At 63.0% G+C, this 12,816-nt stretch carries 12 protein-coding genes; 3 read left to right on the top strand and 9 right to left on the bottom strand.

From position 1 onward, the window contains the following. The first annotated feature begins 159 nt into the window (after positions 1 to 159). Positions 160 to 1,029: a DUF1573 domain-containing protein gene (locus P9L99_07860; protein MDP8223257.1), complete on the top strand. Its 870-nt coding sequence runs from the start codon at positions 160 to 162 to the stop codon at positions 1,027 to 1,029. A 23-nt stretch (positions 1,030 to 1,052) separates the two neighbouring features. Here the strand turns inward: P9L99_07860 and P9L99_07855 are convergent, their stop codons facing one another. Beyond that, a complete protein-coding gene (locus tag P9L99_07855) occupies positions 1,053 to 1,280 on the bottom strand; it encodes a hypothetical protein (protein ID MDP8223256.1) in 228 nt (75 codons plus the stop codon). 78 nt (positions 1,281 to 1,358) lie between these two features. On the opposite strand from P9L99_07855, the gene P9L99_07850 reads away from it, so the two are divergent. Then, positions 1,359 to 2,357 carry a hypothetical protein gene (locus tag P9L99_07850; GenBank protein MDP8223255.1) on the top strand — a complete coding sequence of 333 codons (999 nt, stop codon included), beginning with the start codon at positions 1,359 to 1,361 and terminating at the stop codon, positions 2,355 to 2,357. 15 nt (positions 2,358 to 2,372) lie between these two features. On the opposite strand, the gene P9L99_07845 is transcribed toward P9L99_07850, so the two are convergent. From P9L99_07845 to P9L99_07830, 4 genes are all read right to left on the bottom strand, one after another. Continuing rightward, positions 2,373 to 3,548, bottom strand: coding sequence for a hypothetical protein (locus P9L99_07845; protein MDP8223254.1), 1,176 nt, complete (start codon positions 3,546 to 3,548; stop codon positions 2,373 to 2,375). Between the two features lie 22 nt (positions 3,549 to 3,570). Next, positions 3,571 to 4,209, bottom strand: a complete 639-nt coding sequence (locus tag P9L99_07840; GenBank protein ID MDP8223253.1) for a hypothetical protein — start codon at positions 4,207 to 4,209, stop codon at positions 3,571 to 3,573. A 61-nt stretch (positions 4,210 to 4,270) separates the two neighbouring features. Continuing rightward, positions 4,271 to 5,326 carry a transglutaminase family protein gene (locus tag P9L99_07835; protein ID MDP8223252.1) on the bottom strand — a complete coding sequence of 352 codons (1,056 nt, stop codon included), beginning with the start codon at positions 5,324 to 5,326 and terminating at the stop codon, positions 4,271 to 4,273. Between the two features lie 42 nt (positions 5,327 to 5,368). After that, positions 5,369 to 6,547, bottom strand: a complete 1,179-nt coding sequence (locus P9L99_07830; protein ID MDP8223251.1) for a hypothetical protein — start codon at positions 6,545 to 6,547, stop codon at positions 5,369 to 5,371. 188 nt (positions 6,548 to 6,735) lie between these two features. Here P9L99_07830 and P9L99_07825 point away from each other — a divergent pair, with 188 nt between their 5' ends. Then, on the top strand, positions 6,736 to 8,667 hold the full coding sequence (locus P9L99_07825) for a TonB-dependent receptor (protein MDP8223250.1): 1,932 nt from the start codon (positions 6,736 to 6,738) through the stop codon (positions 8,665 to 8,667). Here the strand turns inward: P9L99_07825 and P9L99_07820 are convergent, their stop codons facing one another. Genes P9L99_07820 through P9L99_07805 form a run of 4 tightly spaced genes read right to left on the bottom strand, consistent with a single transcriptional unit; the run spans position 8,668 to position 12,814 of the window. After that, positions 8,668 to 9,807 (bottom strand): ABC transporter permease, encoded by a 1,140-nt coding sequence (locus tag P9L99_07820; protein MDP8223249.1) that lies wholly within the window; start codon positions 9,805 to 9,807, stop codon positions 8,668 to 8,670. It abuts the gene before it with no gap. A gap of 9 nt (positions 9,808 to 9,816) precedes the next feature. Beyond that, positions 9,817 to 10,947, bottom strand: coding sequence for an ABC transporter permease (locus tag P9L99_07815; protein MDP8223248.1), 1,131 nt, complete (start codon positions 10,945 to 10,947; stop codon positions 9,817 to 9,819). Beyond that, positions 10,944 to 11,900 (bottom strand): ABC transporter ATP-binding protein, encoded by a 957-nt coding sequence (locus P9L99_07810; protein ID MDP8223247.1) that lies wholly within the window; start codon positions 11,898 to 11,900, stop codon positions 10,944 to 10,946. Before P9L99_07810 ends, P9L99_07815 begins: the two co-directional genes overlap by 4 nt. After that, positions 11,897 to 12,814 carry an ABC transporter ATP-binding protein gene (locus P9L99_07805; protein ID MDP8223246.1) on the bottom strand — a complete coding sequence of 306 codons (918 nt, stop codon included), beginning with the start codon at positions 12,812 to 12,814 and terminating at the stop codon, positions 11,897 to 11,899. The genes P9L99_07810 and P9L99_07805 overlap by 4 nt, the downstream gene beginning before the upstream one ends. Between the last annotated feature and the right edge of the window lie 2 nt (positions 12,815 to 12,816).

Raw genomic sequence — 12,816 nt, 5'->3', positions numbered from 1 at the left:
TCCAATGGGGTGTAAAATCCGCCTTTGTTTGTAACCAAACCAACCCCGCAGCGCAAGCCCCGGCGGCGATATTGCCCCAATAACAAAGGCTTTTCACATTGACACCGGCCCCTTGCGGCGGTAGTGTACGCCTCGAATTTTTAGTCGACGGAGTGTGACATGCAGTTCAAACATTTGCTCGTGGTAGTCGTCTTGGCGGCTTTGGCAATTTTTCCCGCGGCTTGCGAGCCCAAAGGGCCGATGGCTCAAGTGGAAACGGCCGAGTTCGATTTCGGATCCGTGGATCAGAACGACAGCGTCTCCCACGTATTTCAGCTAAAAAACATCGGCGATCAGGAGCTGGAAATTACGCGCACGCGCAGCACCTGCGGCTGCACCGTGGCCAAGCCCAGCAAGAAGAAATTACAAGCCGGCGATGTGTCGGAAATCAAGGTGACCTTCAGCAGCGGTCGGCGGCGCGGCGCCCAAACCAAGCGGGTCACCGTGTACACGAACGATCCGAATAACGACGCCATTGTGTTGACGTTGACCGGCACCGTGCTCGAACGCTTGAGCTTCGAGCCCGCGCGCCTCCGCGTCAAAGGCGTGGCCGTGGGTGAAGAAACCGACGTGGAGACCGTGGTCACCAACGCCGGCGCCGCCCCGGTGACGGTCAAAGAGATTCGTTTCTCCGAGAAACACGCCAAAACCCTCAGCGTGGCAAAAACCGACGACGCCGCTCCGTTGACGCCCTTCACGTTGGCGCCGGGCGAGAAAAAGACCCTGCGTTTCGCGCTGAAACTTGCCGAAGGCCAGAACTTCTTTCACGGCAAAGCCGAATTTGTTTTGGACGGCGTTAAGGCGCCGGCCTATTACTACATCTCGGCGAGCATGAAGGGCGCGATCAAGACGATCAAGCAACCCAGCGGCATCGGCGGCAAGCTGAAATCCGGCAAACAAGGCGCGGACATCGTCTCGGGCATCAACAAGAAACTCCACCAGGGCGTGGTGAAGGTCAAGAAGAACGCGGCCGATAAAGCGGGCGAGTAAGAGGGTCGGGTTCGACCACCTGCTTAGGTCGTGAAATTGCTGTCGCCGCAGATCGGGCAGCGCCGGCGCAGCCGCGGCACTTCGCCCTTCCATCCGCACGACACACACTCCACGGCCACGGTGTCCACCACGTCCTGCGCGCGACTGCCGCGGCCGAGCGTGAAAGCCTTGAAGGTCGTGAACACGATACCCAACGCTATCGTGGCCATCGCCGCGTACCAAATCATGTGGGGAAGACTCATGGACTCCATAGCTGACCTCTCCTTCGGCGATATCCCGCCGATATTGTGCGAACCGCGTGCCCGGCTGTCAAACCGTCGGAGACTCGCTTGAGACCGGTCACCGCGATTGCTACCATGCGCGCCATGAGAACTCTCGCCATCATGATGATCATCGCGCTCGCTTGTTGTTTGACGGCCTGCGAAAAAACCCCCGAACAGGCGCTTGACGATTTGGGTGCCGACGACGCCGGCGTGCGCGCCAGGGCCATTGAAACGCTGGCCCGCGACGGCAAGGATTTCACGGCGCAACTGACCAGCGCGCTCTCCTCGAACAACCCGCAGGAATTGGAAGCAACCTTCGAAGTCTTACGCCGCCTGGGCGAATCGGCCATGCCGGAGATGCTGGCGAAGATCGGCTACGTGTGGCGCAGCAAAGATGTCCTGAACGGTTTCCGCGAATATTTCGAAAGCCTCGGCGACAAGGGGTACGAAGCCCTGCTCGCGGAATTTCAGCGGCTGGGCGAGGCGGTCGGCAACGAAGCGACGGCGGACGGCTCGATGGTCAAGATGGAAGGCCTCTATCACCAATTCGAATCGGTCAGCCTCGTGGCCGAAACCATGCAGAGCCGCAAGGATGTCGGGAACGTGCCGGCGCTGCTGCACAACCCCTACTCCCGCGTACGCGCGCGCGCCGCCTACGTGCTGTGCCTGAAAGGCTGGTACCCGAAAGACAAAGTCGACCACGTCATTTTTCTCAGTCACCTGGCGGCCACCCTGGAATGCTCGCAGATACCCGAGCCGGTCGACGATGCCGCGCGCTTGGCGGCCGAGGATCTCGCGCTGTTTCTCGAAACCGACAAAAAGTATCCGCCGCCGTCGAACGCGACGTATCAAATCCTCGCCGCGGCCGGCACCGAGGAAGTAGCGCGTCACGTCTACCAAGAAGCGCGCAAATCGAAAAACGAGTTTCTCGTGTTCAATCTCTTCGGCGTGCTCAAGAAAATGAATAACGAGATCGGCCATCAGTACGCTCGCAAACTACTCGCCGACCCGAAATTGGGCCGCAGCATTCGCTCCATCGATCCGCAAGCCGTGGAAGACCTCTAGAGATTTATCGCCTGGTCAGGATGAGGGCAACTGAATCAAGAACTGCGCGCCGGCGTGTTCCGCCGCGTGGTAGAGCAGGTTGCCGTCGTGTTCGCGGAAGATTTGGCGCGCCACGGCCAACCCGGCCGAAGGCCCGGTCAACGTCGGCGTAAACAGCTCGGCGGCTTCGATCTCCGTTTCCTCGCCGATGGGCGCGGCGATGAGAAACTCCACGTCCTCGCCCGCTCCCCGCGCGTGCGCGGCTACCTGCCCGCGTTCGCCGACTTCCTCCAGAGCGCTGAGCAACACCACAATCAAGGCGTAGGTAAGATTGCCGACGTTCCCGGCAATGGCCGGTAGGTTGTCCCGGATGTGTAGTTTCAACGGCGTGTGTTGGCGATCGAACGCCGGCTGCACGATTTGCGCCGCGTTTCGCAGCAGCGTGCCCGGATTGATCCGCGACGGTTTCGCCGCGGGCGAATTGAGTAAATCGTCAAGCTGCCCCGTCATCGCCAGCGCCGCGTCCAACTCGGCAATCCCCTCGTGACCGGACGTCTTCTTTCGCAGCGCGACGAGGCGGTCGTTCAACTCCGGCAGCAAGCTGGCCCCGACGCGCCCGAATTGGTAAAGCCGATCTTCTTCGTAAAACGGCCCTTCGGTTTTTTCGGCCCGCTTCTCGGGCGTCGCGCAAATCAGCCACCCGGCGCCCAACGGCGTTACGTCAGCGCGGAAAAAGACATTGCGCCCGTCGGAAGTGCGGGCCGACAGCGCCAACCCAAACGCGGCTTCGTCACTGCGGCGCGTGCGGTCGATAGCCCGCCGCAACGCGGGATCACAATAGTTCTTGTAAGGTTGGCTCCACACGTGATTGCGGGCCAGGACAAAAAAGTCCAGCCATTTGTTGTTCAACGCGACGGTGCGGCCCTTGACGTCGACGATCACCGCGGCTTGCGGCAAGGCCTCGAGCACCAGGCCGGAGTCGGGCATCCCGCCTTCGTCCACCACGCCCCGCAGTCGCGCTATCGTGCGCAGCATCGCCCAAAAAGCCACAAAAAAAGAATAGAGGAGCGTCGCGCCGCCGTAAGCGAAGAGCGCCGGACGCGGGGCGGATAAGAAGGCCAGTGGTACCGCCACGCCGATCCACAGCAAGATAAACAACACCATGATTCGCGTGGGGGTCAGCCGGGCGATGCGGCGCAATAATCTTCGCAACAGCACCTCTCGTATGGCGGGTTTAGTGAACTCCGGGTGGGATGTCCCACACCAAATCGACCTGGCCTTCGATGCCGGTCACCCGCAGGGTCACCGTGCCCGACTCAGTCACGAGCGGTTGGCCGTCCGGCCCCTTACGCGGGAAAATCACGCGGTACAGCCGGCTCCAACGGTCGTAATGCGGAAAGAAAAAATATTCCTTCTTGTGCCGAACGCGCAGCCGCTGGATCCTCGCCGCGTCGACCTTCGCCCCCTTGGCGTCGATCAACCACAAGCGCCACGAACTACCGCTTTTGCTCAAGTCGTTGTGCTGCACCTTCGGAGTGTAGAAGCTCAGTACGAACTCGACCCGGTTTTCGGCAAAGGAGATCTGCTCGGCTAGGATGCGTTGCCGCTCCTCGGGCGGTAGATCGAAAGCGCGTGACCACTCGGCGGCAAAGACGCGGCGCATCGGCAGCGACATGTACGTGGCCGATACCAAACCGTGCGTGCCGAAATTGCGGTAGACCTTGCCGGTGCGCGTCCAGTTGTCGGCGATTTTTTCATAGCTTTCATACGAACTGCGATACGTCATGTCCGGCTTCACGCTGGTCCCCGAACACGCCGCCAACGCGCATACGAGCGCCGGCACCAACAGATAGATCGGCAAACGTCGGATCAAGTTTGTACCTCCAGCAAGTGCGATCAAGCTACCATCTGGATTTCCGCCTCGCAAGCAGCCGCTACCGGAGATGCTCCCAATGAACCGTCACTTGACGGCCTACCGAAAGTTCCGAACCGATGCCGTAAGGGCGGTGAGTCATGATGTTGCGCCGGGGGTCCAGCGGCGCCAGGCCCGGCTCGGGTTCGTGGCTGAAAAACAGCATCCGGTGACCGGACCGGCCCACCGACGTATCGGGCTCGAACTCCGCCCGGCGCCGGCCGGCGGTGGTCTCCACCGGAACCCAGCCGACCCGCGGCAGGTACACTTCCACAATCTTGTGATACACGCGGTCGTAGTGGTGCCGCGAAAACGTCCCGGTCTTCACTAGCGATCCCGCCATGTAACGCACCGGTAGGCCGAGGCTGCGGGCCATGCCGATCATCACAAAAGCGTGCTCGGTGCAACTGCCGTGACCCCATTGCAGCGTCGTGCCCGCGTCGACTTTGCGCCCGTCGAGAATGTAGGTCAGCGATTGGTGCACGTAACTCAGAATGCGCGTCATCATGAAGAAGGGACGCCGCTCATCGCCCACCGCCTCGCGCGCCGCGGCCTGCACCACCGGATCGTCCATGCCGTAAAAGGGGCCGTCGATGAGGTAGTCTTCCCGCACCTGGGCGGGGATCTCCGACAAGTCGCCCACCTCCTGCGGGTCGACCGACCAGCGGATTTTCCCGACCGACACGTAGGCGTCGTAGCGCAGCGAAAACTCCCGGCCGCGAGCCAGCGGGCCGAAATCAAACACGGCGATCTGGTAACCGTAGCGGCTGTGCAGGATCTCCACCGGCGCGGGCTGCATGCGCGACGTGTACACGCGCTGGTAGGCGTCGTCGGCCGGCAGCGGCAGGTAGACGCGCACGTTCTCGCCCCGCGGATTTCGGCGCACGGTAAAGTAACCGTCCACGCGCACCATGTACCGCTGGCTCCAGTCGACCGTGCGTTCGAACGTGGAGGCGCCGGGAAAAGGGTCGGCGGCGCGGTACCCGAGCTTCCAGAAGTCGGCAATCGCCGCCGCGGCCGTCGCCGGGAAGGCGACGCCGATCACCAAGAGTAGTAGGACCGCGCCTCGTTTCATCATTTCAAGGTGCGACAGCGCGGCGCGGCGGTCAACCGTTTCGCGTTAATCGTCGCAGCGAATTTCCTCGGGGTTCTCGACGTTGAAATCCGCCGCGTAGAACTTGTCGCGGGCCTCGAACAACAGGTAGACGGTCCCACCGGCCACCGCGATACGCGCGTCGCTCATATGCACGACGCCGGACGAATACTCCTCCGGGTTCGCCTCGCGCAAGGCTATTTCCTGGGTTTCCCATCCGCCGCTTGCGTTGGTGACGTGGAACACGCCGTCTTCATGATCTTCCGACTCCGCGGCGAACACCACGTGAACGTTACCCTCGGCGTCCAGCGCCATGTCGCCGCCGGCCAGGTAATGTCGCAGGCCGGAAACGGAGGTCGATTCCCACTCGCCCGATTCGTTGGTCACGACGTAGAACTGCTCGTCGTCCCAATTGTCCAAAAACAGCGCGTAGATGTCGCCCGCCGCCGTCATGGCCATGGTCTGCAGCCAGTTCGTTTCCGGCAGCGGCACGGCTTGCGACGTCCACTCTCCCGAGGCGTCGGTTAGGTACGTGAAATCCCCGAAGCCGCCCAGGAGAATGTGCAGGGCGCCGAGCCCGTCGATCGCCAGTTGCGTGTTCTTGTCGGCCAACACCGCCTCGCCGCCGATTTCCACGGCTTCCCGTGTCCACTCGCCGCTTTGCAGGCGCGCCACGTAGAGCGGAATCGGCTGGTTTTCACCCAGGCCGTAGACGATAACCGGCCGACCGCTCGGGTCCAGCGCAATCGGGCTTTGCCAGCCGATGTAATCCGTGTTTTCGACAACCTGGCTGCTCGGGCCGGCGGGATCGGTCGTGCCGTAATATTGATCGCACGCTGGGTAGTTGCCCTTTCGGTAGGAAACATGCAGGTAGCCGGCGTCGTCGACCACGCTGAAAAACTGCGAGTTGTCGCGGCTCAGGGTAAGCCAGGGTTCCAGCACCCAATCGCCGTCGAACAAGCCGCCAGTATACAAGGTGCGCGAGCCGCCTTCGAGGGTCTGCAGCAAAAGCATCGCCCGCACGTCCTGATGGCTGTTCGTCTGCAAGGCATACGCCCCCGCGTTCCATTCCTCCGGCGCGAAGAGAACTTCGCAATGGGCGGCGTTGTTGTCGTCATCATCGTCGTCGTCGCCGCACGCCGCGACAAAACAAGTAACCAACAAGAAAATGAAAGCGAGAAAACTGATGGTCCTGAAATTTCGCATCGTGTACCTCGGTCTGTAAAAAAAGGGGCTATTCTAATCCGCGACTGATTTTCTATAGCATACCGTCGCTGCGCGACCAATCTGTTCCCCCAAATTTGCGCCGCCGGCCTTTTTGGTTGACGCTTCGGGCGCGTCAATCATATTCTGAGGCAACCAACACTTCGTGAGGCACTATGCGAAAAGTCGGAATGGCCGCCATATTGCTACTTTGCGCCACGTCCCTGGTGTGGGCCGGCGGTGAAGGCGGCGCCGACTACGCCTATCCCTTCGCGGCGGGCGCTATTTTGCAGGAACACCTCGGCGCCAACCCCCTGGCCACCGTCACCGTCGTGGAAATCACCGGCGCGGACCTCGTGGCCCAAGGTGCTGAGACCGCCGCCGACGCCCTGGCCCTGGCCCCCGGTGCCTTTTCCTATCAGGCCGACCGCTGGCCCGGCCAAGGTGGACGCCATGTCCGCCTGCGCGGCGCGGGCCCCCGCGGGCTGGTCGTCTACGTCGACGGCGTGCCGCTCACCCACGGCTACCTGGGCGCGGTCGACCTCAACGCCATCCCCGCCGATCAAATCCGCCTGATGCGCGTCTACCCCGGCCCGGCCCCCTTCGTGTTCGGCGCTGAAAGCGGCGGCGGCGTGGTGGAGATCCTCACCCGGCAGGCCGGCGACCGCATCAAGACCCGCTTTGACGGCCGCTTCGGCGACCGGCGGCGAAAACTTTTCTCCTTCGGTATCGGTGGCGACCCGGAATGGGCGTCGTATTGGGCCTCGGCCTCCTACGACGGCGTAGCCGGTGTGCCGCTGCCGCTGGGCTTCGACCGCACGCTGAACGAAGACGGCGGACGCCTCGACGGCTCCGGTTACGCCCGGCACCACTACCGCGCCCGCTTCGGCGGACGCATCGGCGAAACGGGTGAAGTGCACGGCTCGGTGTTTATGGACCGCACCGACCGCGACGTGCCCTACGACGTGGTCAACCCGCTAAACGAAGTGCGGCGCTTCCCGGAAGACCAGCGCCTCGGCGGCGTCATCAACTGGCGGGCCGGCGGCTTCGGACCCTTTCACGCCGGCGGCGAGGCCTACATCGTCGAGTTTTTCGAGCGCCGCGAAGATTTCGCCGACCGCGACTACCTCGCGCTTCTGCGCGAACGGCGCTACCGGCACGTGCGCAGCGGCCTGGGCGTGACGCCCTTCTTCGACTTCGGCCAGGAAAGCCGCGTCACCACCCGCCTGAGTTTGCGGCAGGATGAAATCGAAGCCTTCGTGCAAGACCTCGACGCGCCCCGCGATCGCTTCACGATCCAACGCTTCGAAGCCCTGCTCGGCGACGACATCGCGCCCCTGCCGTGGCTGCAACTCAACTTCGGCGGCGGCTTCCGCTCGGTCGACCCGGTCCGCGCCACCAACTTCGAGCCCGGCGATCCGGTGACCGGCCCCTTCGCGCGGGCGGGCCTGGGCTTCGGCCCCTTCTCCGGCCTCGCCTTGCGCCTGGCCTACGCGCAGCATCCACAATTCCCGACCGTGGAAGAGTGGTTCGACGAAGACCTCGGCAACCCCGACTTGGACGCCGCGGTGATCGATAACGCCGAACTCGGTGCCACCTGGAAAACCGCCGGCAAAACGCGCGTCGATCTCGTCGGCTTCTGGCGGCAAACCCGCGACGACATCGTCGTTGTGCCCGACGAACAGCGCGACCGCTTCGCCAACGATCTGAACTGGGTGACGCTCGGCGCGACCCTCACCGCCTCCACCGCCCCGCTCAAGGGGCTGTACCTCGGCGTGCAGGGCACCTTCCAAGATTTCGACGACCCCGACGCCGACGAGAACATGCAGTTGATCTACACGCCCAACGCCTACGGCGCCTTCGACGCGCGCTATCGCTTCGGCTTCGGCCTCGGCGGCGCGTTGCAAGTGCAGGTCGTGGGCGAGCGCAGCGATTTCGAGGCCGGGCGCGACGTCACGCTCGAAGCGTATTCGCTGACCAACCTTCGCCTCTTTTACAGCTATCGGGATTGGGTGGAAGTGTACGCCCAGGGCAAGAACCTGTTCGACACGGCCTACGAAACCAAGCGCTTTTTCCCCGAACCCGGCCGCATCGTCACCGCGGGTTTGAAGCTCACCTACTAGCTACTGCACCGTCTTATTGAAGCGCAGGCTCGCCAGGCCGAACAGCGCCGCGCCCAGCGCGAAGAGCATGCCGAATTGCGGCGCCAGCACGGCCCACCCGTTTCCTTTAAGGATCACGCCGCGCACGATAACCAGGAAATAGCGCAGCGGGTTCAGGTACGTCAGGTACTGCACCGACTCAGGCATGTTGTCGATGGGAAACATGAAGCCGGAAAGCAGAATCGCCGGCAGCAGCACGAGGAACGAAACGAACAGCGCCTGCTGCTGCGTGTGCGAAATCGTCGAGATATACAGCCCCATCCCCAGCGTCGTAAACAAAAAGACAATCGACGCCAGGTAGAGCAGCGGGATCGAACCCACCAGCGGCAGGCCGAAATGCCCGGTCGCCAGCGCCAAGATCAACGTCACGTCCACCAGGCCCACCAGCGCGAACGGCAGCATCTTCCCCGCCAAGAGTTGATAGGGTTTGATCGGCGTGACCATAAGCTGCTCCATCGTGCCCACCTCGCGCTCCCGCGTGATGGCCATGCTGGTCATCATCATCGTGATCACCAGCATGATCATGCCCAGAATGCCGGGCACCATGTACCACGCCGATTTCAACTCCGGGTTGAAGCGAAAGCGCATCTCGGCCTCGACCAGCGGCACGGTGCGGCGCGCGCCGCCGCTTTTGATGATCAGTTGCTCGACGCGCCGGTCGACGAACTGCGAACTCTGCGCGACGAATATCTTGCTCAGGTACCCCACGGCGACGTTGGCCGAATTCGACTCCGCGCCGTCCAGCAGTATTTGCAGCGGCGCCGACCGGCCCGCCGCCAGATCGTCCGCGAAACCCGCCGGGATGACCAGCACGACGTCCGCCGTGCCGCGCATCAACGCGCGCTCGATGTCGGCGTCGGAACGAAGCATGCCGGTCGAGACGAAGTAGCCCGAGTTCATCACCGCCTCAATCAAGGCCCGGCTGTTGCTCGAGGCGTCTTGATCCATGATGCCGATTTCGATGTTGGTCACGTCCGTGGTCACCGCGTAGCCGAACAAAAAGGTTTGCAGCAGCGGCGCCAAAAACAAGATGGCGATCATGCGCGGGTCCTGAAAGCCCTGGATGAATTCCTTGCGGGTCATATGCAGGATGCGACGCATCGTCCTCTCCTAAAGCTTCTTCTTGAAGGCCTGCATGGCGCACGCCGATACCACGACCGCCACGATGAGCAAAAGTCCCGTCGGCGCCAGCAAGCCCCAAAGCGACGTGCCCTTGAGCATGATCGCCCGCGAAATCTGGATGAAGTAACGCGCGGGCACCGCGTAGGTGATGACCTGCACCCAGCCCGGCATCGACTTGATGGGAAACATGAATCCCGACAACAGAAAGCTCGGCAGCATCGTGACCAGAATGACGATTTGATTCGCGAGCATCTGGTTGTCCGACATCACGCTGGCCACCATGCCGATCCCCAAGCCCGTGAACGTGAAAATCAACGCCGTCAGCGAAAACGCCAAAATGCTCCCGGCGAAAGGCACGCCGAATACGAACACCCCGATGCCCGCCACCAGCGCCGTGTCGGCCATGGCGATCACCAGGTAGGGTATCGTCTTGCCGATGAGAATCTCCTGCCGCCGCACGGGCGTGGCGAAAAGGCCCTCCAGGCTGCCGTTTTCGCGCTCGCGCACTACGGTCAGGCTGGTAAGCAGTGCGGCCATCATTACGATGATCACCGCCACCAGGCCGGGCACGATACTGGTCGGCGAGTCGGCGGTGGGGTTGAACCACACCCGCACCCGCACGTCGAGAGGCGGTAGGCCTTCGGTCGAAATCCCCACTCGCGCCATCGTGTCCTTGAGCAGGTCGAGATTGTATTGCTGCACCACCGCCGCCACGTACCCGCTGCCGATGGTCGCCGTGTTGCTCTCCGACCCGTCGATGATGACCTGAATCGTCTCCGGCTCGTTTCTCTCCAAGGTCTTCGCGAAGCCCTCCGGGATCGCCAGCGCCACCTGCGCCGTCCCGTCTTCCAGCAGCCCCGGCAACTGCTCGGGGTGATGCGGCCGCGCGGTGATGACGAAGTACTCGCTGGCCGACAGCCGCCGAATCAAATTGCGGCTCGCCTTGCTCTGGTCTTGGTCGGCCACCGCCACGCGCAGGTTTTTGATGTCGAAGGTAATCGCGTAGCCGAACAGCAAAATGAGAATCGTCGGCATCACGAACGCCATCGCCAGCGTGCGCCAGTCGCGAAGAATGTGCGTCATTTCCTTGCGTGCAATGGCGGGGATGCGGCTTCTCATCGCGCCCGCCCCCCTTCGGCTTCGATGCGGGCGTCTTCGCGCTCGATCAGATGGATGAACGCGTCTTCCAACGTGGCGCGCACCGGCCGCACCTTCGCCTCCGCCAGCGCGGCTTCGGCCAGCAGCGCGCGAATTCGGCTCTCGCCCGCGTCGCCCGGCTCGGTCGATACCCGCGCGGCCAGGCCGAAAATCTGCGCGCTCTCGATGCCCGCCCGCTCGTTCAAGGCGGCCACGGCGCGTTCGGGATCGACGCCGGAAACTTCGAACATCGCCCCGGCAAGCACGTCGTCAACCAGCCGCCGCGGCGACGCCTCGGCGATTTTGCGGCCCGAATAAATCAGCACGAGTTCGTCGCAGTTTTCCGCCTCGTCCATGTAATGCGTGGTCACGAAAATCGTCGTGCCCTGGCGTTTCATCTCGTCGATCAAATCCCAGAACAAGCGGCGGTTCACCGGGTCCACGCCCGCGGTCGGCTCGTCGAGAAACACGATCCGCGGCTCGTGCATAATCGCGGCGCCCAGCGCCAGGCGCTGCCGCACGCCGCCGGGTAACTGCGCCGCGCGCCGGTCCGCCTCGTTCTCCAAGTTGGCGATGGCCAGCGCGTGCGCGATGCGCGCCTTGCGCACCCGACCGGGAATGCCGTAAATGCCGGCGTAAAAATCGAGATTCTGCCGCACCGTCAAATCGCCGTAGAGCGAAAAGCGCTGACTCATGTAGCCGATGCTTTCCTTGATCTTCTCGGTCTGCTTCCGCAGGTCGTAACCCAGCACGGTCGCCTCGCCCTCATCGGGCACGAGCAAGCCGCACAACAGGCGGATCATTGTGGTCTTGCCCGCGCCGTTGGGGCCCAGAAAACCGAACACCGTGCCCGCCTCGATCTGAATCGACACGTGGTCCACCGCCGCGAAATCGCCGAAGCGTTTGACCAGGTTTTGCGCCGCGACGACCGTCATGTCCGTTCCTCCACGGCGGCTAGAAACACGTCTTCAAAATTCGGCTGCACCGGCTGCAGATACGTCGGCTCCACGCCCGACGCCCGCAGCCAATCACGCACCTGCTCGCCCCCCGTGCCGGGCGGCACGGCGACCTTGAGAATGTCGCCGGTCGGATACACGCGCCGCACCTCGGCCCGCGCCGCCAGCGCCTGCCGCGCCTTGGGTTGGTCCTCGACGTCAACGGCGAACAAAGCGTCGGCGTATCCGGACAAAATCGCGGCCGGTTCGTCCACCGAGAGCATGCGGCCCGCGTGCATCAACGCCACCCGGTGGCAGCGTTCGGCTTCGTCCATGTACGGAGTGGAAACGACGATCGCCACGCCCTCGGCGGCGAAGGCGTAGAGGATCTGCCACAACTCGCGGCGGGAGAGGGGGTCGACGCCGTTGGTGGGTTCGTCCAGCAGCAGCAGGCGCGGCGTGTGGATCATGTTGCACGAGAGGGCGAGCTTTTTGTACATGCCGCCCGACAGCTTGCCCGCCGGCCGCTTCGCGTAGGGTTCCAGGCGCGAGAACTCGAACAGCCGCTTCATGCGCGTCTCGCGTTCGCCCGCGGGCACAAAATACATGTCGGCGAAAAAGCGCAGATTCTCGGCCACCGTCAGGTCGGGGTAGAGGCTGTATTGCTGCGGCATGTAGCCCAGCATTTCGCGCACCGATTCCGGGTCGTGCGCCACGTCGATGTCGCCCACGGTCACCGCGCCCGCGTCGGGATCCATCAAACCGACGATCATGCGCAGCGTCGTCGTCTTGCCCGCGCCGTCCGGCCCGATCAAGCCGAAAATTTCCCCTGGCGCGACGGCGAAGTCGATGCCGGCTACCGCCGCAACGTCGGCGAAGTTTTTCTTCAGGCCGGTGACCGTCAACAAACTCATTT

The sequence above is a fragment of the Candidatus Lernaella stagnicola genome (genome assembly GCA_030765525.1).
GTDB lineage: Bacteria > Lernaellota > Lernaellaia > Lernaellales > Lernaellaceae > Lernaella > Lernaella stagnicola.
The sequence above is the reverse complement of the archived record's forward strand: the minus strand, read 5'-3'. Positions and strand labels throughout refer to the sequence as shown.